General features: G+C 54.9%; 17 protein-coding genes. 15 read left to right on the top strand and 2 right to left on the bottom strand.

All coding sequences use genetic code 11. The features are described from left to right. The first annotated feature begins 53 nt into the window (after positions 1–53). The 7 genes from BM485_05320 (at position 54) to BM485_05350 (ending at position 7,365) form a co-directional block, all read left to right on the top strand. Positions 54–758 carry an ABC transporter gene (locus BM485_05320; GenBank protein OKY76062.1) on the top strand — a complete coding sequence of 235 codons (705 nt, stop codon included), beginning with the start codon at positions 54–56 and terminating at the stop codon, positions 756–758. Next, the gene (locus tag BM485_05325) at positions 751–1,995 is read left to right on the top strand and encodes an ABC transporter substrate-binding protein (protein ID OKY76063.1); all 1,245 of its coding nucleotides are present in this window, start codon (positions 751–753) and stop codon (positions 1,993–1,995) included. The genes BM485_05320 and BM485_05325 overlap by 8 nt, the downstream gene beginning before the upstream one ends. A gap of 24 nt (positions 1,996–2,019) precedes the next feature. Further along, a complete protein-coding gene (locus BM485_05330) occupies positions 2,020–2,415 on the top strand; it encodes a hypothetical protein (GenBank protein OKY76064.1) in 396 nt (131 codons plus the stop codon). Beyond that, positions 2,381–3,148, top strand: coding sequence for an outer membrane lipoprotein-sorting protein (locus tag BM485_05335; protein OKY76065.1), 768 nt, complete (start codon positions 2,381–2,383; stop codon positions 3,146–3,148). Before BM485_05330 ends, BM485_05335 begins: the two co-directional genes overlap by 35 nt. Further along, positions 3,145–4,470 carry a hypothetical protein gene (locus BM485_05340; GenBank protein ID OKY76066.1) on the top strand — a complete coding sequence of 442 codons (1,326 nt, stop codon included), beginning with the start codon at positions 3,145–3,147 and terminating at the stop codon, positions 4,468–4,470. The genes BM485_05335 and BM485_05340 overlap by 4 nt, the downstream gene beginning before the upstream one ends. Positions 4,471–5,354: 884 nt before the next feature. Next, the gene (locus BM485_05345) at positions 5,355–5,939 is read left to right on the top strand and encodes a superoxide dismutase (protein ID OKY76096.1); all 585 of its coding nucleotides are present in this window, start codon (positions 5,355–5,357) and stop codon (positions 5,937–5,939) included. Positions 5,940–6,522: 583 nt separating this feature from the next. Further along, the gene (locus tag BM485_05350; GenBank protein ID OKY76067.1) at positions 6,523–7,365 is read left to right on the top strand and encodes a hypothetical protein; all 843 of its coding nucleotides are present in this window, start codon (positions 6,523–6,525) and stop codon (positions 7,363–7,365) included. A gap of 152 nt (positions 7,366–7,517) precedes the next feature. Here BM485_05350 and BM485_05355 read toward each other — a convergent pair whose 3' ends face one another. Next, positions 7,518–9,239, bottom strand: a complete 1,722-nt coding sequence (locus tag BM485_05355; protein OKY76068.1) for a hypothetical protein — start codon at positions 9,237–9,239, stop codon at positions 7,518–7,520. Between the two features lie 418 nt (positions 9,240–9,657). Here BM485_05355 and BM485_05360 point away from each other — a divergent pair, with 418 nt between their 5' ends. The 5 genes from BM485_05360 to BM485_05380 all read left to right on the top strand — a co-directional run bounded on the left by BM485_05360 (position 9,658) and on the right by BM485_05380 (position 19,093). Further along, complete coding sequence (locus BM485_05360; GenBank protein OKY76069.1) at positions 9,658–10,737, top strand: hypothetical protein; 1,080 nt, start codon at positions 9,658–9,660, stop codon at positions 10,735–10,737. A 33-nt stretch (positions 10,738–10,770) separates the two neighbouring features. Then, positions 10,771–12,909: a hypothetical protein gene (locus tag BM485_05365; protein ID OKY76070.1), complete on the top strand. Its 2,139-nt coding sequence runs from the start codon at positions 10,771–10,773 to the stop codon at positions 12,907–12,909. Positions 12,910–13,397: 488 nt separating this feature from the next. Then, positions 13,398–13,865 (top strand): hypothetical protein, encoded by a 468-nt coding sequence (locus tag BM485_05370; GenBank protein OKY76071.1) that lies wholly within the window; start codon positions 13,398–13,400, stop codon positions 13,863–13,865. Between the two features lie 66 nt (positions 13,866–13,931). After that, on the top strand, positions 13,932–17,777 hold the full coding sequence (locus BM485_05375; GenBank protein ID OKY76072.1) for a hypothetical protein: 3,846 nt from the start codon (positions 13,932–13,934) through the stop codon (positions 17,775–17,777). A 227-nt stretch (positions 17,778–18,004) separates the two neighbouring features. Beyond that, the gene (locus BM485_05380) at positions 18,005–19,093 is read left to right on the top strand and encodes a hypothetical protein (protein ID OKY76073.1); all 1,089 of its coding nucleotides are present in this window, start codon (positions 18,005–18,007) and stop codon (positions 19,091–19,093) included. 59 nt (positions 19,094–19,152) lie between these two features. Here the strand turns inward: BM485_05380 and BM485_05385 are convergent, their stop codons facing one another. Continuing rightward, entirely contained in the window at positions 19,153–20,127 is a 975-nt protein-coding gene (locus BM485_05385) for a hypothetical protein (protein ID OKY76074.1), read from the bottom strand. A gap of 190 nt (positions 20,128–20,317) precedes the next feature. On the opposite strand from BM485_05385, the gene BM485_05390 reads away from it, so the two are divergent. The 3 genes from BM485_05390 to BM485_05400 are packed head-to-tail and all read left to right on the top strand — an operon-like array spanning position 20,318 to position 23,145. Beyond that, positions 20,318–21,133, top strand: coding sequence for a hypothetical protein (locus BM485_05390; GenBank protein OKY76075.1), 816 nt, complete (start codon positions 20,318–20,320; stop codon positions 21,131–21,133). 12 nt (positions 21,134–21,145) lie between these two features. Then, a complete protein-coding gene (locus BM485_05395; protein ID OKY76076.1) occupies positions 21,146–22,552 on the top strand; it encodes a hypothetical protein in 1,407 nt (468 codons plus the stop codon). Next, on the top strand, positions 22,549–23,145 hold the full coding sequence (locus BM485_05400) for a hypothetical protein (protein OKY76077.1): 597 nt from the start codon (positions 22,549–22,551) through the stop codon (positions 23,143–23,145). The genes BM485_05395 and BM485_05400 overlap by 4 nt, the downstream gene beginning before the upstream one ends. The last annotated feature ends 88 nt before the right edge of the window (positions 23,146–23,233 follow it).

Here is a 23,233-nt window from a genome sequence, read left to right on the forward strand (position 1 = left end):
GGTTTTGGCGGTTTGATCAATGAAAGAGTATCCTGAGTCAGGAGGAAAATACCATGCCACTCGTCGAAGCGCGACAACTGGAAAAAACATACGTTGCCGGAGATATCGAGGTCAAGGCGGTGCGGGGGGTCGATTTCAGCATCGAACCGGCCTCCTTTGTTTCCTTTATCGGGCCGTCGGGCAGCGGCAAGTCCACCCTGCTCAATATGATCGGTTGCCTTGATCCGCCCACTTCGGGCAGGCTGTTCGTGGCGGGCGCGGATATGACCCGTCTTGACCGCAAAAAGGCCGCTGATTTTCGCGGCGCCAATATCGGGTTCGTGTTCCAGGATTTCAATCTGATCCCGGTGCTGACGGTCTATGAAAACGTCGAATATCCGCTCCTCATGGTGCGGAACCGGCCGGTTGCGGAGCGAAAAAAGCGGGTGATGGCCATGCTTGACGCGGTGGGCATGGCGGATCAGGCCGGCAAATACCCGAACCAGATTTCCGGCGGCCAGAAGCAGCGCGTCGCCGTGGCCCGGGCCCTTGTCACCAGCGCCAAACTGGTGCTGGCAGATGAGCCCACCGCCAATCTCGACCGGGAAACGGCGGGCAAGGTCATCAGCCTCATGAAAAATATGCGGGATGAGTTCGGCACAACCTTCATTTTTTCCACCCATGACCAAAAACTGGTGAGCAGCGTGGAAACGATTTTCACCATCGAGGACGGCAGGTTGCAGCAAAACGCCACACAGGGAGGTGCCGACCATGTTTAATATTTTCAAGCTGGCGGCGCGCAACCTGCTCCGCTACAAACGGCGCACCTTCCTGACCGCCACGCTGATTACCCTGGGCGTGGTGTCCGTGCTGCTTTTTGTCTCGGTTTCCGGCTCGTTCAAGGCGATGATGGTCGGCCAGATCACCGATTCCATGCTGGGCCATCTGCAGATCCACCGCAAGGGCTATCTCGCCTCCATCGACAATCTGCCGCTCAATCGCAACCTCAATGAAAAACAGACGGCAAAGGTGGAGGATGTGCTGGGCAGCGACCCGGCCATTGACTCCTTTACCGTGCGACTGAAGCTGGGCGCCATGTTCAGCAACTTCAACGAAACCACCAATATCAGGCTTAATGCCGTTATCCCGGAGCAGGAAAGCCGGGCCATGCCGCAGCTCATGGGCCGCATTCTCCAGGGTGAAAAAGAGGGGCTGGTCAAGCCGGGCGAGATCCTCATTCCGGATCTGATCGCCAAGGGCATGCAGGTCAATGTCGGCGACACCATTGTCCTGGTCGCCACCAACAGGCAAGGATCGGTCAACGGCCAGCCCTTTGTCGTGCGCGGCGTGCTGGAGGGCATCAGCGGGCCGGGGGGCCGGGACGGCATCATTCATCTGGACGATGCCGAAAGCCTGCTGCGCATCGAGGGGGTGGAGATCAGCGAGATCGCCGCGCGGCTTCACGACATGGACGACCTGCCCGCGGTGTTCAATCGCCTGGAGAAGCAGTTGGGCGAGCTGAAAAACAAGGAGGGAAACCCTGTTTTCGAAGTCCATACCTGGGAAAAAATCTCCCCTTTTTACAACATCGCCAAAATGATCGATTTGATGACCCTGTTCATCAAAATCATGCTGGTGGCCATTGTGCTGGTCAGTATCATGAATGTCATGATCATGGCGGTGTATGAGCGGATCAACGAAATCGGCACCATTGCCGCCATCGGCACGCGACCGGCAAAAATCATGGGGCTCTTTGTCGCCGAAGGTTTCCTGCTCGGCGTGCTCGGCACCGCTGTCGGCACCGCGATCAGCCTGGTTGCCGTCACAGCCATGCATGCCGCCAAAATAAGTTTTGATTTCGGCCGGCAGGCGGGGCTGGTGCTTGCGCCGACCCTCCGGCCCGGCGATGTTGTCGCGGTGGTTGTCATTGTTATCGGCATCTCGGTGCTGGCCAGTCTCCAGCCGGCCGCCAAGGCGGCACGGATGGAGCCCATTGATGCCCTGCGTCATGTCTGAAAATCTGAAAAAAGGAGGATGCCGATGCGTCTGCGAAAAGGGTTTGCGCTAATACTCTTGCTGGTCTTGATAACGTGCTTGTCGTCATTTGCCCGGGCCGGAGAGGTGAAATTGGCCGTGGCCGCGCAAAAACCGGACAGGCGCAGCCCTGTCAGCGAGGTGGCGGCCAGATCCGGATATTTTCTTTTATTCGATGAGGCCGGTACCTTGCTTGAAACGGTCAAGAATCCGGTTGCCGATATCTCCGGCCACGCCGGAGCTGATGCGGCGGATTTTCTCCACGGCAAGGGCGTGACGGTATTTATTGCCGGCAAGTTCGGCGACCGCCTGCAGAGGGCTTTGCGGCAACACGCGATTGAATATTCCGAACAAAAAGGAGTTGTTGATGACGTTGTCAAATCATATTTTGAAAATCGTTAGTATCTGGTCTGTTTCCGCGCTCCTGCTTTTCGCGACCGCCGGCAATTGCTGGTCGTCCGCCTTGAACGGCGCGGAAATCCTGGCCCGGGTTGACCGCAACCTGCAGCCCGAATCCTATGAAATGTACCGCAAGCTCATCAATATCGAGCCGGACGGTACGAAAAAGGAGTTTGTCCTCTACTCGGTGAAAAAGGGACAGGACAAGGTGGTGGCCCTGTTTCTCGACCCGGCCAGCGAAAAGGGCCGCGCCACCCTGCGCCTGGGCGACAATATGTGGCTCTACATTCCCAATGTGGGCAAGCCTCTGCGCATAACAAGTCTCCAGTCGGTGGTGGGCGGCGTTTTCAACAACTCGGACATCCTGCGCCTTGACTACGGCGCCGAGTACGATGCCGTCGCCGTGACGGAAGAGGGCGACGCCTACATCCTCGAGCTGAAGGCCAAATCAGGCTCGGTGGCCTATGACCGCCTGAAGATGCGGGTTGACAAAAAGGCCATGGTGCCGACCGGCATCGAATGCTACGCCGTCAGCGGCATGCTGATCAAGACCCTTTATTACAAGGAAATCAAGGACTTTGGTGACGGTTTGAAGCGTCCCTCGGTGCTTGAAACGGACAGTCCGCTCTACAAGGGCTATAAATCGGTGATGATTTACGCCAGGATCAACAAAAAAGAGCTGGCGGACGAGGTCTTTTCCCTCAACTATCTGCCCCGGGTGGATGAGCTGCGATGAACCGGGGCGGAAATAATTTTCCGCTGCGCCGCCTTTTGTTTCAGCTGACGACGTTGCTTCTTTTTTTTGACCCCTCCTTGCCGGCGGCCCAGGAGGAGTACAGTTTCGATATGGGTGCGTTTAAGAAAAAAAGCATCGACTGGGGTGGATACGCCGAAATCAAATGGGAACATCTGGATATCAACCAGCACGGGGCGTTGGCCGACCTTGCTTTTTACCGCAATCCCCGTTCCGCCCTTGATGCCGGCAGCGCCACCCTGCAGCTTGACGGCAGTCTCAGCCGCGGCATCACCACCCTGAACTGGGTTCTCCAGGGTACCGCCGGCCAGGATGAGCTGGGATGGTCCGACCGGGCCGACATCTTTGAGGGGTTTGCCGGCATCAAGGCCGGTCCCAACCTCGGCATCAATCTCGGCAAAAAGGTATTCAAGTGGGGCAAGGGCTATGCCTGGAGCCCGGTGGGCTTCATCGACCGGGCCAAGGACCCCAACAATCCGGAAGAGGCCATGGAAGGTTATGTCGGCGCGGGTTTCGATCTGGTCAAAAGTCGTGACGGCGACCTGAAAACAATGGCGCTGACCACGGTGGCCCTGCCGGTCTGGCGAGGCGTCAATGAGGACTTCGGGGTGCGGGATAATGTCAACCTGGCGGCCAAGCTCTATTTTCTTTATCTGGATACGGATATCGATTTCATCTGGTACACCGGCAACAGCCGCACCACCCGTTACGGCGTCGATTTTTCCACAAACCTGGCGACCAACTTCGAGATCCACGGTGAGCTGGCCCATGTCCCCAACCAGCAATACCGGGTGCTGACCGAGGCCGGGCAACTTGCCCCGCGGGAGATAAGCGACACCAGTTATCTTCTGGGCCTCCGCTACCTGACGGAAAATGACATCACTTCGATTGTCGAGTTCTACCACAATGATGACGGCTACGGTGAAACGGAAACAGAACGTTTCTTCCGCTTGATTGACGATGGCTCCCGTGCGTTTTCGGCAGGCGGGGGTGACGCCCTGCTGCGGCAGGCAGCCGCCATCAGCGAAAGCGGTTATGCAAGGCCACAGACCGGCCGTGATTATCTCTATGCCAGGATTACCGGCAAAGACCCTTTTGACCTGCTTTATTTCACCCCCGGCCTCACCGCCATCGTCAACCTTGACGACCGCAGTTATTCCCTCAGTCCGGAAATCACCTACAGCGGCTTCACCAACTGGGAGGTGCGCCTTCGATTCTCCCGGCTGGCCGGCGGGGGCATGACCGAATACGGTGAAAAACAAAACAGCAACAAGATCGAACTTCGGGTGCGCTCCTTCTTTTAGCAGCCGTTACGGAATGCCATGGTTGTTTTTTTAATTTCGTTACGGCTCCTTATGCTGTTCCGCGCATTTCTCCTGCCATGTTATTTTTTTTACAACGGCTTAGCTCCATCCCAGCAAAAGTTCCGGCGGCCTTTTTGTTTCCGGAAAATGAATCGCCGACAGTGGTGACCATCCGTCTGCTGGAAACGATTGCCGTCGTAGTCGCGGGATCCGTACAGCGGTCAGAGGACCGGGTTACGCTGTTGCGGCACGCCAGGATGATCGCCAGCGGGGAGCCGGCGGGTTGCCGGAAGACGAGGACCGCTTGGAGGTGGAAGAACGCTTTCAATCAGCGAACCAATTGTTACATGGGAATCGGGAGCAGGCCACGTATATTGATAGTGAGTAAGGGAAAAACTTGAAGTGCTGAAAAATCGAAGGCAGGTTTTGCACGCAGCGAGCCGCTGTCCTGTTTCCATCTGTCGTCCCCCCCCCAAGAAAAAATACCCATTTCTGCAGAGATGCGGCAATTTGCCCTATTTACACCCACGCAATCCCGTTATACGAATTTATCAGGATACCTGACAGTAACAGCAAAACCGCCGCGCAAGTCGGCAAATCGGGTCCGGCCGATGATTAGCCGTCCTGTCCGCTCCAGCAGGACGGCCTTGGGCTACAGATCATTTTTTTTCGTTTCATATCGCAATGAACGGAAAATCCGCCCACCTGCGGGGGGTGTTCGGTTTTTTCTTCAACACAAAGGAGGTGCCATAATGAATACGCAAGAGACTACGATTTCTCCAGCCCTGAGTCGCCGTGATTTTCTCAGTGCTTCTGCGGGTGCAGCTCTCTTATTTGCCGTGGGCGGATTTCCCGGCAGCGTGCGAGCGACAACCGCGCTTACTTTGCCGCCCCTGCCTTACGCGGATAACTCGCTTGCCCCGGTGATATCCGCAAAGACCATCGGCTTTCATTACGGCAAGCATCACAAAGGTTATGTCGACAACCTCAACAAACTGGTGACGGGAACGGAGTTTGCCGACCTTTCCCTTGAAAAAATCATCGCCGCCACAGCCGGCCAAACTGAAAAGACCGCCATTTTCAATAACGCGGCCCAGATTTGGAACCACACGTTCTACTGGCGCAGTCTGAAAGTCAACGGCGGCGGGGAGCCGCCCGCAGCGCTCAAACAGAAAATAGAAGCCTCGTTTGACAGTGTGGATGCGTGCAAAAAGGAGTTGTTGACAGCGGCGACAACCCAGTTCGGCAGTGGCTGGGCCTGGCTTGTGCTGGACAGCGACAAGCTCAAGGTAATCAAGACCGGCAACGCGGACTTGCCTTTGACCCAGGGCATGAAGCCGCTTTTGACCATCGACGTGTGGGAACATGCCTACTACCTGGATTATCAGAACCGCCGGGCGGACTACGTCAATGCCGTGCTCGACAAACTGATCAATTGGGTTTTCGCCGCTGAGAATCTCAGCGCGTGACCTTTTGCCTTTTACGCGGACTGCCATTCCCTTCGAATATTTTTCAATATAACGGCAATTCGGGACAGACCGGTTTTCTGGTGGGCAGCAAGATAAACGTGGTCTGTCCCTCATTGTCGTTATCACCGGCTTTATTCCTTTTTTTCGCCTTGGCATGCCTTGCCTTTCTTCCCGTATGACAACCCCCCGTCTTTGTTTGTGTTTGTGTTATTTGGCCCTCTTGCGTCGATGCTGCTGATTTTGCCCTGTGGCGATGCCGCGAATTTTCTCGCAGGGAGGATGTGGGGCATTTGCCCACAGCGTTGAACAACGGCAAGTGGGTGAAAAGACCCGATTGGGTTGCTGCGGCAAAGAAGTGGGGGGGATATCCTGTTGTGTCACATATTCTGTAACAGGCTGTGATGAAAGGGAAAAAATGAAATTAAAAAAGATCGGTTTTGATTGGCATGGCCTGTGCAAATTGTGAAAGGTCAGATGAAGTTCATCAAGGGTCCATGCAGAAACGATCATGGAATGAGGGAAATGCGAGGAGCTTGTTCTAGATGAGAACAACGCAGCAAAAAAACGGTAACAAATGTTAACGATGAAGAATATCACCACTCAGGAGGAAAAGAAGATGATGAAGAAAAGTATGGTTATAGCCGCAGCAATGGGTTTTATGGCAGTCGGAATCGTTCAGGCGCAGAACTCAACCACCGGTTCAATGAATGCTCCGGCCGGTACCGGTATTGTCGGTTCCAAACATGACCTGAGCACCGCCACCGGCGTCGGCGGTCTCTATGGCCAGACCGATACCCTGGACCGTATCTGTATTTACTGCCATGCGCCTCACCATGCCATGCAGGAAGCTGATTCCGCCGGTATCGCCTATCTGCCCCTGTGGAACCATGGGGTCACCACCCAGTTCTACAATCTGTATGAAAGTGATTTCGGTGACGGGCCTGCCGAGTCAGGTCTGGCCGGAGTTGGTGTTGATGCCGATCCCGCTCAGTTTGCCGATCGCCATCTGTTTAACGGACGCGCCACCCTGGGCAATCCCGGATCGGTTTCCCGTCTTTGCCTTTCCTGCCATGACGGTTCCGTGGCGGTTAACGAGTACGGCCGTGATCCGCAGCGCGCCAATTCGCAGAAACACGGCGTCGCAACCATCGCCGACCAGTTCATGATCGGCGGCGGCGGCAACCTGACCAACCATCATCCCATCGGTTTCAGCTACCTTGACGTTGTAACCGTTGACGATGAGATCGCCGATCCCGACACCGTGGTCGACGCAAGCGGCACCACCATCCGCTCCCTGCTTTATGCCGGCGAGATGATGGAATGTGTTACCTGCCATGACGTGCATAACACCCGGAACACCGGTGAGACCTTCCTCTGGAAGTCTGACCGCGAAAGTAAATTCTGCTTGACCTGTCATGTGAAATAATCCGCTTTCCCTTCCTTCCAAATAAAAAAGGGGCCATTTGGCCCCTTTTTTATTTGGAAATGATTCCGTAGTAGTTCATGTTTTCTCCTGTTGCCGGCAGAGCGTGGCGATCAGCGCGCGCACATCTGTTAATCGGCAGACGTCACCGTTTGTCAGGTCAATCTGCTGGTGGAGGCCAGCCCCTGAAGCAGGGGCTGCAGATATGGTTCATAGTTTTGCCAGCGGTGCAGCGACTTGGTGTAGATCGGCTGGCGCACCTGCCAGTCGCTTGCTGTATGCACCATTCGTTTGGTTTTAAAAAAATCAAGGCAGCTTTCTTCCCAGTTCAATCCGAGAAAATCAATCAGTTTTCTGCTTTGCGCGGCAAAATTGCCCACCAGTTCCTCGTAGTCCATTTCCAGGATGCTCCCGGCCGGGAGTATTACCCGCCAAAAAGCCATCAGTTCCCTGTACTTGCGATAATAAAGAGCCAGATCCTCAAGGTCGTATGAGCATTCGTTGCCTTCTTCAAAATATTGGAAATAGTTGGAAAGACAGGTGTCGCGCGGGTCACGCCGGCAATGAATGATGCGCGCCCCGGGAAAAAGGATGTGGATCAGTCCGAGATCGATGAAGTTGGTGGGCATCTTGTCGGTTATTCGACTGATGTTTTTCGGCAAATTTCCCGGCAATCCGGCCAGGTATTCTTCGCCCAGACATTGCATTGCCTGCGTGTCCGCCATGGCCAGACATTCGGGGTAGGGCGTTTTTCCGGAACCGAGGGAAGGAAGTTTTTCTTTCAGAAAACGGATCAGTTTCAGTTCGCCCGCGCCGTGGACCCCGGAATGGCTGGCGCAGATCTGCTCAACCAGGGTGGTGCCGGAACGGGGCATGCCGACGATAAAGACCGGAATGCGGCTCGGGTTGCCGGCGGCACGCAAACGGGAAAAGAGTTGCGGGGTGAAAGCTCGTCTGATCCGTCCGAGTTCGATGCCGGTGGAAATTTTACCTGTTTCAAAGGTTGACCGTTTCAAGCGGTTGGCCAGCTGGTAATGATGGAACGCCTTGTCGTGCTGTTTGCAATCGTCAAAAATCTTTCCCAGGGCAAAATGGAGAAAGACGGCGTTGTCGGGTGTGAGCGTGGGATCGGAGAGCTGGGAAAGGATGCTGCTGATTTCCCCTTCATCGGCGGCGGTATATTTCTTATAGCGGGACAGAAGATAGCGGGTGAACGCGTCATTTGGGTTTTCCCGCAGGACCGCGGTGAATTTTTCCACGGCGCCGGCGATGTCTCCCAAGTCTTTCATCACCAGTCCCAGGAAACGATGCGCTTCCGGATAGGCGGGTTTGAGGTCGATCGCCCTGTGAAGAGCGGCCTGCGCTCCCTCCAGGTCGCCTGTGGCCTGCAGGGCCACCCCGAGGCCGGCGTATGCCTCCGCGTAGCGCGGATCAAGAGCGATGGTCTGGTTCAGTTGTTCCATCGCTTCATTCATCTGTCCTGCCTGGTAAAGTGCGGTGCCGAGATTGTAATGGACCTGGGGGGAGTCCGGCAGCAGTTCGCAGGCGGAGCGGTAACAGGCAATGGCCTCTGCTGTCCTTTCCAGCAGATGAAGGGTGTTGCCCAGGCTGTTGACGGCATCGGCACGGCGCGGATCAAGCCGCAGGCCCTGGCGGTAACAGGAAACAGCCTGCGTCGGCCTGCCGTGATTTTTGTGTTCATCCGCCATGGCGAAGAATTCAGCCGCATTGCCGCCGGAAAGTTTTCCGTTCCCTTTCTTTTTTGATCGCTTCAGTTTTCGCAGACTCACTGTTTCCTCTTCACGGTGAAGGCTTCTTGATATCACTTTTCTTACCACAGGCAATGGCGGCGGGAACAGAGATTTTTTTTGCTTCATCTTTCCTTCGGTACTATTTCATGGAATGGGTGAATTCGTGATGGTTTGGGCGATTTGAGCCATGTGTGGGCATGATGACCCAATGGCGGGCATGGTGAAATCCGAAATATTTTCCGGGTATGGACTCAGGGAAAAATAAAATCATTTTAATTCAATATAGTTAGCTGATCTTTTTTCATCCGGGCGCATCCGGTTTCCTTGTGTCACTGCGTGGCATATTTCTTGAAAGCAAATATCCCAGGGGGAAATCAATTCAATTGAGGCCATGCGCGGACAAAGCGGCGAGCTTCATGATGAGGATTCCGCTCCTCGTGGAGGGATTCCGTGATTGATGTGAAAAAAACAGGCAGGAGACGGGCAACGGCCTTGCATTTCCTGTCCTCGTCAGACAGCAGTTCCACAAAAGAGGGAAAAGAATATGAAGAAGAATCCGTATATCGTTTTTTCGGCGATTCTTGGCATTGCCGTCCCTTCCATGAGTTACGCGGCATTCGGCGACACTCCCTGTTCCAATTGTCATGTCTGGAATGATTGCACGAGCCCCAAGGGGGAATGCGGCTCGTGTCATGAGCTGCCCCCGGCAACCGGAGCTCATTTTGCTCATTTTGCCGGGAGTGACGCAACGCTGACTTACGGCGATCTGCGGATCACCGCTGATTTTGCCGGTGGGCTTCCCGCCGCGGCCAACATGATCGGCTGCGGCAACTGCCACCCCATGGACAGTGCCTCGCACGGCAACGGGGTATGGGGGGATATTGAATTCGCAAATGCCGCTGCCCCGGCCGATTCCCTGAAGGTCTTGAATGCCGGCGGCACGTATGACGGGGCAACCGGTACCTGTTCCAATATCTACTGTCACAGTACCAACAGCTGGACCACGAACGGCACGGTGCCCATGCCCTGGCCGGAAGCCACGGGCTGGGACAAGTATGTTGACCCGCTGCCGCGTCCGTTACCGGACAATATCGTCACAACCAGGATTTACCGGGACGTTGTCTGGGATAACGGGCAATCACTCACCTGTGACGGCTGTCACGGCAATTCCCCGGCCACCAGTTCCCTGGATAACGACGGCGGGGCAGGGGACAGCCACTACTGGGTCGATCCCTACGGTTATGAAAATCTGCATGTCTGGAACATGGGCTATGAGGCCTTGAGCTGCCGCACCTGCCATTATGAAACGGTGCGCGAGCCAAGCACCACGACGATCGACCCGGCAACTTTTCGCCGGGTTTACGATGACGTGGCCCTTTTTGACAAGAGCAGTCATGTCAACGGCACCGTTGATGTGGCCTTTGATACGGTGAACGGTTTTACCTACAGCGGCTCTTCCGGTATTCCCAAACATTATGACCTGGCTGCCGCATCCTATGATCCGGCCGACAGAACCTGCAGCAACATCGGCTGCCACATCCAGGAGACCAAGGTGATCTGGGGGCTTCCCTACCGCTGGTATGATTACGGGCAGGAGTGCGACCGGTGTCATGGTTATTATTGATAAGGAAGGAGTCAGGTCGAAAGGGAGAAACATATGAAAAAGAATTTGAGAAGAGGGGTCCTGTTGAGTTTGGCTGGATTTGCTTTTGCCAATGGTTCGGCATGGGCCGCCCAATCACCCCATGGGTTGGAAAACAATATCGATTGCCTGGACTGTCATGCGGATCATCAGGGCACCGTCACCGCTTGCACGGCCTGCCATGATAATGCCGACGGCGCCAACTACTCCAAGCTGGATGCCCCGGCGGTCGACTCCCACGCCGGATTCAGCTGTCAAACCTGCCATGATCCCCACACCTCGGCCCAGTGCACCCTGCCCCTGGCATCCGGGACATTCGGCAGTTATCAGGTGAACGGCCAAACCACTACCTTTTTTGTCAATTCGTTAAACGTCGTTGATCCGTTCTGGGGCGATCCGGCAAAATGGAGCAGCAAAAACGGCAATGAACGGGGGCTGATCTTTACCGTCACCCTGGGGCTTTTTGACAGCACCAGAACACCTGCGGGATATGTCGATTATTCCGCCGAGGTGGTGGCGGCCGATGCCGGTTCCATCACGGTAAACGGCGTCCATGCCGGGGCGGCACTCACCGGATCAACCGATTTTTCCCTGATTTACGGCCAGCTGGTCCGCAATGAAATCAACGGCAAGACGGTTTTTTTCAATGGACCCGCATCTTTTGCCGTCAACGACGGGTTCGGGCCGGGCGGAGACGATTCCACCCCGGACGGTGTCTGTCAGGTCTGCCATACCCGGACAAAATACTGGCGCAACGATGGCACGCTTGCCCTGCACAACAGCGGTCAGGATTGTACCGGCTGTCATGCCCATAAAAGCGGTTTTAATGCCGGCTGCAATTCATGTCACGGCAATCCGCCGGTGCTTGATATCCCCAAGGGTGATGACGGACTCGTTCTGGTGCCGTCCGCAACCGGCTCCGTCACGGCAGGGGCGCACGCCCTGCATGCCGGTGCCTCCGGCTTTCAGTTCAGCTGTGACATGTGTCATGCCGGCGGCATGCCGGAGTCGCCTGTTTCGGGCAACAACCGCATCCAGATCGGATTCGGGGTCAATCCGGCCGGCGTTGCCGCAAACTATGACGGTCAATCCTCCATTCTCCCGCCCTATGGCTATGAAGGGGTTGATGATACCACCGTCACCGGCGGCGGCAGTCTGACCTGCTCCAATGTTTACTGTCACAGCAACGGCGGCTGGGTGTCAAACGGCAGGATGAATTCACATGTCACCCCGTCGTGGAACACCCCGGGGCCGCTTGCCTGTGACAGTTGTCATCCCTATCCCATGAACACGGGGCCCGATGATCCGCGCAAGGACACTCACACGGCTCATGCCGACAAGGGCTACGGGGATTGCGGACTTTGCCATTATGCCAATATTGCCAACCATCAATTGCACTCCAACAAGATCTATGACCTGCTCCCTGCTCCGACCTTTCCGGGGCGCTCCTCGGATGGAGATCTGCCTCTTGCCTTTACTTACACCTTTGCCGAAGGCGGCGGCACCTGCTCCACCAATTCATGTCATGCCTACTGGGGCTATTCCGATCCGGTGCGCTGGGGCATGAACACCGATCTGGTGGTCACACCTTATTTGAGCGGGCTTCATTCTCCGGACATCGACCGGACCGTCACCTTTGATGCCAGTCGGTCCTCCTGCTACGAGAACGTCGACGGTACGGTGGAACAGCGGGAGTGCGGTTATGAGTGGAATTTCGGCGGGGCCGGCGTCATTACCGGCGGCAACGGCACGGATGTCATGGTGTATCAGTATGCGGCGGAAGGGGATTACAGCGCAACCCTCACCCTGCGCGAGTCAACCACCAACAAGACAAACAGTGCGATTGTCTCGGTGCATGCGGAAAATGTCGCACCTCCTCCCGCGGATGCGGATTTTGCCGTCGCGATCAACGGCAAGACGGTTCTCCTCACCGGCGTGCTGCCGGAGGGAATTGCCCGGGCCTTTATCTACTGGGGGGACAGGAAAACGACCATCTCCACGAATCCGCAAGCAGAGCTTGCGGCGGGGATCAGCCATATCTATACCGGCGGTGGCCGTGATTATTCCATCCGGGTGCAGACCGTCGATTCCGCTTACAATAAAATCGACTACACCGCAACCGAGGATGCGGATCTGCTTGTTGCGATTCCCTAGTGCGCGAATGCCGTCTTCCGGCCGGTAAATTTCCGGGCGGAATGCATGGGGGAGGGGCTTTTTGCCCCTCCCCTTTTTTTGTGCCTATTACCCGGTGGTCGCTGGATTTTTTTGAAACCATTCGCGGTAAAGGGTGAAAAAACGCTATGTGGGGCAAATGGCGCAGAAGGAAAATTTCGCCTGTCTTTTTTGTGAAGTTTTTTTTGGTTATATGTACCCATGCGGCACAGTGGGGTAGTGTTACCCAATTGGGATTTTTTAAAAAAGTTATTCTTTAAATTCCGATTAGTTATGTGAAAAATTATATGTATTTTAAAGGAAGGCACGCTGATTGCTGTATAGGGATGTCAGATTCTCAATTTTCCAAAAGCGTTGTTACAAGCATGAAATTCTTTCCGGAAGTCGAAGTTAGCAACGGTTCCCCCAAACCGTTTTTGGCTCATCCGCAAAGAAAGAACAAAAAAAAGAAGCTAACCAAGGAGTGAAAAATGAGAAAAAGGTATAAAAGTGGTTTGATGGTATCAGCCTTGACCACGGCAGCCCTGATTGTCGGAGTTAATGCCTTCGGTCATCCCAGTGTGCCGTTGCGGGATGCCGCCGGCAATATTATTGCCGACCAAAATACCGCATACAGCCCGAAAACGACCTGTGGCGCCTGCCATAACAAAGTCGTTAATTACAGCGTTGATCCTGAAGGAACGACATCCGTTTCCGGCGCCCGCGGCAGTTATGACGGCGGCGGCGATCAGAAAACCGTGGTCAAGACCCAGGGTATCCAGAACGAGGTCACCGGCGAGGTCGAGTGGGTAACCTACACCGTTGAGGCTTACAAACACGGCTTTGTCACCGGCCGTCATTCCCAGCAGGGACGAAATGAAGACTACGGCAACCATCTGCGTCATGCCATGGGCGGCAAGTTCTGGGAATCCAGCCCAGGCATGTTCGGCAAGTACTGACCCCCCTCAAACCGCCAGTTGGCGGCTAAAAACGCAGATCCTTTAACCAATCCTCTTTCCGCTGAAATGGGTGCCCAGGAATGGGGCAACACCTGTGGCGTATGCCATGTCGGCGGCGGCCAGCTTGAATACAACCGCGACCTCGAGGCCTATGGCTCAATCGGTGAAGGCGGCGGCGACACCTTTGTAATGAAGTATGCCCGTCCCGATGATCTTGCCACCGCGGAAGACGAAACCTCATGGGATAACGTCACCGTCGGCGTTATGAGCGCAAGCAACAAGGCCGAGATGGACTGTCTCATGTGCCATCTGGACGGCTCCAACCCCGGTTCCGCCTGGATGAAGACCCTTGATTGCGGACCGGCCAATCCCATCGGACCGGCAAACGACCCGACCTGTTCCGGCACCTCCATGATTCCCGGACTCCGCACCGTTGATAACGGAGCAGGTGTGCAGAATTATGACATGTTCAACCGTAACTTCGGCCTCAAGCAGCGGAAGATGGATCTCATCGCCTCCATGGGCGCCGGCGCCAAGGGTGTCTTTGACGCCGATAATCAGCTGACCGGTGTTGACTGGGGTACGGGTGCCGTGCAGCAAAGCACTGATTACTCCGGCACCCACAGCGTCGGTGAATGTCTGAGCGGTGACGTTGTTTACAATATGACGGGCTGTGCCGACTACAGCTACGCGGCTTCCACCGGCGGCGCATGCGCCGGCCAATATGCGACACCCTACAGATTAAACAACACCACCACGGCAGCTTGTATTAAAGTCGACTCGGAAAAAATCGCCGCCACTCCCAAGAGCGAAAACTGCTCCGTCTGCCACGCCCGCGACGACAATACCATGGGTCTGCCCGGCATGATGGCCATGCGTACCGGTTACGGTAACTACGGCCTTATTCATGATCCGTCCAACCCCATGCCGTCCGGCAATATGGGAGCTGCGCGTGATCTCGACACCGATAACGGCCCGGGTGCCTTGAACGACGATTACTGGTTCGATTTCGGCTGCAAGACCGGTATGGGCAAGCGCGCCCATAAGATCACCGGAGAAAACGATCCTTACGGCACCAACGGCCGCTGGGGCATGTCCATGTTTGCCCCTTCCACCCTGGATATGGATCCCGCCACCGTACCCAACGCAGGTGACCCGATCCCCGGCAAGATGCCGGATATCGACGTGCATGACCAGAACGGCATGGAGTGCGCCAGCTGTCATTACGCGATCGGTTCCACCACCGGCACCGGCTACGAGGATTTCCCCTCCAAGGAAGCTCACGGCTTTGTTTATCCGGCAGAGCGCGTTTTTGCCATGGACCATCAGTTCGCCCAGGCAGACTCCTTCCCGGACACCAAGAGCAAGAACAACCTTGATTCCAAGATCAGTTGCGAGAGCTGTCATACCGACCGCGACAACCCCAAGCTGGTTGACAACGGCGGCACCATCAATGCACCGATGCCGCTGCATAACGGTCTGCCCCAGCTGCATATCGACAAAATCGGCTGCGTGACCTGTCACGTGCCCGAGACCTACTCCGCCCCCGGCCGCCTGAAATACCGCGACTGGACCGCGGGTTTTGCCCGCGGCACCTTCAGGAACACCCTTGACTGGAACTTCGACCTGGTGACAGGCACCCATAAGACGGTTCCGTCCGTGCGCAAATGGGTAACCAAGAACGGCGAACGCAAGATTTATCCGATTCTGCCTTCCCTGCTGCCCACCTGGTACGAAGTGGTGCCGAACAGCGGCGTATTGGTGCAGGATGATGCCGGCATGGTTGCGGCAGGCGAGGAGTTCGATAATATCGTGGACACCGCCAATGGCACCGCCACCTTCAAGTCACCGGTGAAAAACCGTGACCTGCAGCAGGTTGCCGAGTTTGTTCGCGACAACAATCCGGCATTCGACATGCGTCTCAACGGCGGCAACACCGTGCCCCTGTTTGACGGCTTCCAGATCGTTGACTCCTGGGAGATCGACACCGAGGCCGAGATCAACGCCATGCTGGGTGCTTTCCAGAGCAAGGCCAACGGTTCCGACGCTCGTTTCGTCAAATTCCTCAGCGTTGTCCAGGCTGACTTTGACGTTACCCACGGCGTTGTGCCGAAAGAGTGGGCCCTTGGTGGATCCGAGCGCGGCGGTTGTGTCAGCTGTCACTCCTCCATGAACGCTGCAAGCCCCAACTATTCACCCTATTCAGTTGGTTTCTTCGAGGGATACATTCAACCCGTCGCCAATGCCGGTATGCCCGGATTTGGTGTCGGCGGCTATGAGATCGTCAAGAACTGGATGGCCATGTTCGCTGATTTCGACGCAGCAGCAATGTGCGGCGCCGGCGATCCGACCAAGATGTCCACCGACGGCATGGGCGGTATGCTCAATCCGAATACCGACCATCACAACTTCTACTTCAACCCCATGACCGGCGCGCCCAACATGACGGCCGAGTGTGCTTCCTGGTCCTGGTTCTCCAATAACCCGATGTTCGGCACCGCAGGCGGCAACGCTCAGTTGCAGCATGTTGTCGGCATGATGACCATGACCTTTGATCAGGCCATGGGCTTCCCGGCCGGAACAGCCATGCAGCTTGGTATGTACGACGGTGTTGCCGGTATCCAGGGCTTTGCGCTGAAAGAACTGCAGACCGCGGGCACCCTGGGATGTAACCCGTTCGCCGGTCCGGTCAGCTTCAGCCCGGCTCCGGACATGAATGGTGACTCCAAGCCCGATCAGACCGTCAACAACTGTATGCCGAACTATGCCGGCATGCCCGGCATGGAAGCCTATGCCGGCATGATCAACGGTACCTGTACCGGTGCTGATCCGGTTGGCGGCGTACCCGGCGCATGTACGGGCGGTTTCCGCAACGGCGGAGCCTGTATGGCCGACGCCGACTGTGAAGGCGCCATGACCGATATGGCCGAAATTCAGCACAACCCCTTTGGTTTGATGCTGAGTCGCGCCGAGGCGGTTTCCCGCTTCAAGATCGATCTGCAGCAGTCCTATGGCGACATCAACGATCCTGCAACCTCCAAGGTAAAATGGCTTGTCGGCGGCGAGCAGAATCCGAGCAACGTCAACCATGTTGCTTCATGGGATCAGGCACAGTACTGCTTTGATTACATGGGCGGACCCAACCCCATGACTCCGGCGGTTGTTCCGTGTACCTCGGCTGCAGCCACCGCCATGGACGGTAAGCGTCACATCGCCACCGTACAGAGCGCCAACCAGTACCTTGGTTACCCGGAGCAGACTCTTGCCGCGCTGATGACCCCGAGTGTTGCCGTTGCCGCCAAGACCTTTGTGGCGGATGCCAAACTCAGTGCTCTTGCTTCGGCGGACACGGATCTGACGGTTGAGTACAATGCCACCCTGTCAACCTGCGCTTCGGTTGTGGACGGCGTCCTGACACCGTGGGCCGAAGGTTGCAGCTACAGCTTCGATACAGCCGGAAGCACGCTGGTCAGTGATGACGGTAATGGTGTCAGAGTTGTCGAGTATCCGGCCGAGGGTGACTACAATGGTTCCGTGACCGTTTGTCTCAACGACGATCCGGCAACCATTGCCGACGAGTCTTCGGTATGCGACAGCACGACGGTAACCGTCAGTGCAGTCATCGTTGAGCCCGAGGTTCTGGGAGTCGATTTCACCGCTGCTGTTGCCGGTAAGACGGTAACTTTGAGCGGTCTGAATTTCGATCCTTCCATCGTTCGCGCTTACATTTACTGGGGTGACAGGAAGACAACCACGGTATCCAACATGGCGACGCTGGCCGCGGGCATTGCCCACACCTATACAATTGGTGGAAAATCCTACGATATCAGTGTTAAGGTTTATGATTCTTCATACAACCAGACCATTTATACCGTAACCGAGGATGGCGACCTGCATGTAACACTTCCGTAAACAATCCGGACATTGTCTGGATGTAACCAAGAGCAGGCAGGGAAACCTGCCTGCTCTTTTTGCTTGAAATTCGTTGGTCGGGAGTCTCGGTTTCTTTTTTTGTGTTAGACAAGGATTTACGTTTCAGCTTAGTATGAGCAGAACAAACTCCGTAAGATTTTGTCTAATATAAAAATTTACCGCTGCACAATCCATCAGATACCGAAAATTTTGCCAAGGAGCTTTCCATGAAGCGAATGAAATACACCCTGTTTGCCCTTTTGCTTGGTCCCCTGCTTTCAGCTTCACCTGTTATCGCCAGTACCCCGGTACCTTCGGCTGAAAAAGGGGTGACGGCCGTACAGGTTCAGGAGCAGACACAGGCTGAAAAGGAAGAAATTGCGGCCGCCCGCCAAAAAACAGCCGAGGCCCGAAAAGAGATCGTTGCCCGGGTCGATGGGGCGGAGATCAGCATGTATGATCTGCTCGGCATGATGAACCGGGTGGCAAACAGTTTTTACAAGGGCGTTCAGGATCCGGACGAAGCGACGACATTGGAGATCAAGCGTCGCGCCATGGCTCGTCTTGTTTTTGAGGAGCTGGCGGTAAAAGAGGCGGTCAAACAGGGCATTAAGCCCGTGCCCGAGAAAGTCCGGGAGGTCATTGATAATCTGAAAAACAGCTATGGGGATGAAGGATACCGGAATTATCTTGCCGACATCGCCATGACCGAGGAGCAGCTTCGCGCTCGTATCGAGCGTGGTCAGCTGCTTGAAGGCATCACCGGTCGCGAGGTCTACCAGAAACAGGGAAGCGACCCTGAAGCCGTCGGCAAGCTTTACAAGGAGTATAAAGAAGCCGGCAAGCTGAGAAAGGCGGATGAATATTTCATCAAGGAGGTTTTCGTCATGGCCGGCAGCGACAAGGAGGCCACCAGGGCCACGGCCGAAAGGTTGCTGGCGCAGATGAAGGCGAACAATAACGATTTTTCCAAGCTTGTGCTGGACGGCACCTTCATCGTCCGCAAAATCCGGGTTGACAAGAACAAATACCCGCTGATTTTTGAAAAAATGCTGGGCATGCAGATCGGCCAGTTCAGTGATGTGGTGGAGGACAACGGCACCTTCCACATCTTTGAGGTGCTGCAGAAGGATCCTTCCCGTGATATGACCGAGGAGGAGGCGAAGACCATGCTGGAAGACCGACTTTCGCTTTATCTGCAGGAGAAGCGCCGGGCCGAGTGGGTTGCGGAGCTGAGGAAAGACGCCAAAATTGAAATTCTGCTGGATGAGCTGAAGGATAATGTTCCGACTGCTCCGGAAAAAATGGAAAAATAGAGGGGAGAGAAACGTTCCAGCGATATGCATTTATGCGCTGGAACGCATGAACGCCCGCGTTACTTGACCATTTCACCGTCAACGAAGTAAGCCTTATAGGTATGGCCGTTGGGGAAGGTGAAGATTCCTTCCCCGTGCCGTTTGCCGTCTTTGTAAGCTCCTTCATAGGTGAGCCCGGTGGAAAAAGTGAATTTGCCCTTGCCGTTGCGTTTGCCTTCAAGGTATTGGCCTTCGTATTTCGACCCGCCGGCAAAGGTATATGCGCCGTATCCATGCCGGCGGCATTTGGCGAATTGGCCCTGGTAGACCGAGCCGTCCTCCAGTTCAAGCGTACCGTTGCCGTCCAGGCAGTTGCCGGCAACGCACTGGCCTTTGGTGTTGTTGGGGAAAGTGATGCGTCCCTGACCTTCCACCACCTTGCCTTTGTTGAATTCGCCCAGAAATTGCTGCTTGGCGGGAAAGGTGATGTTTATTTCACCATGAAAAAGGCCCTGCTTGAACGTGCCGCGGTACTTGGTTCCGTCGGGCAGGGTGAGAGTTCCTTCACCGTTGTATTTGTTGTCGGCAAAATCGCCGGAATAGGTGGTGCCGTCGTCAAAAATGAGTCCGCCGAAGCCTTCCCGGATTTCGTTTTTGAATTCACCACTGTAACGGGAACCGTCAGCCCACAGCATGATGCCGCGGCCGGTCACGCAGTTTCCCCGCTCGCATTCCGCATCGGTTCCGTCGGCAAAAAGCACGTAGCCGCCGCCGTCATACTGGCCGTATTTGAATTTGCCCTCGTAGGTTGAACCGGAGGGCATGAAAAGTGTTCCCGTACCACCGGCTCTTCCGGCAAGAAACGTTCCTTCGTAACGTCTGCCGTCGTCATAAAGCCAGGTGCCCTGGCCATTGGCACAATCGCCGGCGATGCATTTGCCGTCAATTTTTTTATCCGGCGCATCGGCATCGTTTTCTTTGCCGGACCGTATCCAGGCGCAGCTGGTGGTCAGAAGAAGGATGAAAACGACCAGGGAGTATTTTTTTGGATTCATCTGTGTGCACCAGGGATCGAATGAAGAAGAACGTGGAATAAGTACATGACATCAGAGCCCTTCATGGTCTGTTGCCTTGAGTGAAAAGACGGGATAACGCTTTGACATAAATATTATTTTCATAACTTGACATCACCTTTTTTTTTTGTCAACAATCAAACTGATGGAATTAAAGAATAATTCATATTATATGATCTTGATCTGCTTCGTTTTGTTCCTGCCTGCGCGGGTATCGGAGGCTGCTTCGTCTGATCCGTTGCCGCGGAAATCGGAAGTGCGTGCAAAGGTCACTGCCGGCGACTGCAGAAAATGTCATCAGGATGTTGTCCAAACTCTTCAGCGAAAAGGTGCGGCCCATACGGAGCTCTGTCTTGACTGCCACCGGGGGCATCCGCCCGCGGACATGGAAATTATTCCCGCCTGTGCCGATTGCCACCGGAATGAAGCGCATTTTTCCCTGGCAGGGTGCACTACCTGTCATCAGAATCCCCATAACCCCTTGGAAATTCATCTGACCCGTGATATAACCGGACCCTGTCTGACGTGTCATGAAGAGCAGGTCGAGCAGCTGAGGGAACACCCAAGCATTCACACGAAATTTCAGTGCACGGCCTGTCATTGGTACCATGGACAGATTCAGCCATGCCAGAACTGCCACCTGCCCCATTCGGACACCATGGGTCCGGAGAGTTGCCGAACATGCCACAGGGCGCATATGCCTTTGGTCGTGACCTATGGTGAAACCATTCCGTCCGAGGATTGCGGTTCATGCCACACGAAAATTTATGAAACAATGGCAGATACATGGTCAAAACACCGGAATGTCGCCTGTGTAACGTGTCACGTTGGCAGGCACGGCATGATTCCCAAATGTCTGGATTGCCATGGCGAACCCCATCCTGATGAAATTTGGGAAAAATTTGAAAAGTGCGTTGACTGTCATGATGTGGCTCATGATTTGTGGGCCACGAAAGCCAGTACCAACAAGTTCGTGCTGGATCAATAAAGAAAAAATGGTATGCGCCTGATGGATTTAATAATCGAGCGGCGGGCGATTGTCCGCGAAATGAAAAAGAAACTCATTTCGCGAACCGGTAATCCTGTTGTATACGGCATCGTTACCCTTTTTCTCCTTGCCCCGGCCGGAGTGAATTCCTGTCTTGCCGCGGCGGGCTGTCTTGCCAACGGTTGTCACACGATACTGCAGGAAAAAAGGCATATTCACGCACCGGTGGCGGAAGGCGATTGTCATTCCTGTCATATTGCCGTAAATGAAACCCATCCATCAGGCACGAACGGTGATTTCCATCTGATTCAGGACGGAGGCGACCTCTGTTTTTCCTGCCATGACCGGCAAGGTTTTGACGGCAAACGTCGGCATGGACCGTCTGCTTCAGGCGCCTGCACCACCTGTCATGATCCCCATTCCGCCGATCAGGCGCCCCTGTTGAAAATGGAACTCCGGCAGCTCTGTCTCGGCTGCCACCAGGATTTTGCCCAGTCCATGAAGAACGCCTCTTTTCTTCACTCCGCCATTACCGAGCAGGACTGCGGCGCCTGTCATCTTCCCCACAGCAGTGAAAGTGCCGGCCTGCTGAAAGGAGACGGCACAGATCTCTGTTTCGCTTGCCACGCGGATATCAAAAAGAAATATGATACGTCGTTGGCCAAACACAAGGCGCTGTATGTCGGTCAGCGCTGCGGCAATTGTCATTTTGCCCATTTTGCCGAATATCCCTCCCTGCTGAAAAAAGAGGGGCAGGACCTCTGTTTCGGCTGCCATGGAGAAAGCGACGCAGCCAAGCCTGACGGGTTGCGCAATATCCGCCGGGAGATCGAGGGGAAAAAAGTGGTGCATGGCCCGGTGGCCGACGGGCAGTGTATTGAATGTCATGAAACGCACGGAGGAGGGTATCCAAAACTGCTGAATGGTCCTTTCCCGCAAGCATTTTACGCATCATTTCAGCCTGACCAGTATGATTTCTGTTTCCGTTGCCACGACAAGGAATTGCTGACCGCCCAGCCGGTCAAGGAGCAGACGGCCTTTCGCAATGGTTCCGACAATCTCCATTTCAGGCATGTGGCGCGAAAACAAAAAGGCAGAACATGCCGTGCCTGCCATAGTCTCCATGCCAGCGATGGTGAAAAGTTGATCAACCCCGACGGAATTCCTTTTGGCAACTGGACCATTCCCATCAGGTTTGAAGCAACCGAAACCGGCGGGGGATGTGTGCCCGGATGCCATCGTTCCCTGAATTACGATCGCAATGAGCCTGTTGATTATTCGAAAAGAGAGGAACCGAAACCGAAGGACGCCACGCCGCAGGAACCTCGGGAGACGCAGGAACCCGATGTGAAGCAAAAAGATGCCGCGCCGTTGGATAGCGATCTCGAGCCGTTAGATACCGAGCCGACAAAACAATGAAACAGTTATTTTCAATTTTTTTCGCGTATTGCGCTGTTGCGATGCTGTTGTTCGGATGCTCCGCTGATCCGTTGGTAAATCATAAAAGGCTGACTGATTTTTTTGACGGGGTGCCTGAGCTGCCGCCGCTTGACCAGCTCTGCGAGGACAACATGGAGGACCTGTTCAATACCTATTATGAAACCCGTCTTGCCGAAGCAACCGCAGGGTCCATCGAAGATGAAAAAATCGTTACCGCCGGATCAAGTCATCCTCCGTATGCGGAGAAAAACTGCCAGGGGTGTCATGATTTTAAGAATAAAAATCTCCTCATTGTGCCGGCGAACCAGCTGTGCGAGGTCTGCCATGTCGGTTTTGTCAAAGGGAAATACATTCACGGACCGGTGGCGGTACGGGAATGCCTTGCCTGTCATGTTCCCCATACTTCCGAGCATAAGTCGCTGCTGCAGGAAAGTGTCAGCGCCATCTGTTCCAAATGCCACCAGGAAGAGAGGTTGGCCTCGCAAATGCACGAACTGGTCATGAAAAATAATATGGAATGCGTTAATTGCCATGATGCCCATGGCGGGGATACGCCCTATTTCCTGAAATAGCTTTTTTGATTGGGGATTCGGGACTGCGGAATGAGGATAAAGAATGCGTGACATGTTTTTTCGGATGAGGCAAAGAGACTGCTTTTCA

This window comes from Desulfobulbaceae bacterium DB1 (assembly GCA_001914235.1).
Classification (GTDB): Bacteria; Desulfobacterota; Desulfobulbia; order Desulfobulbales; family SURF-16; genus DB1.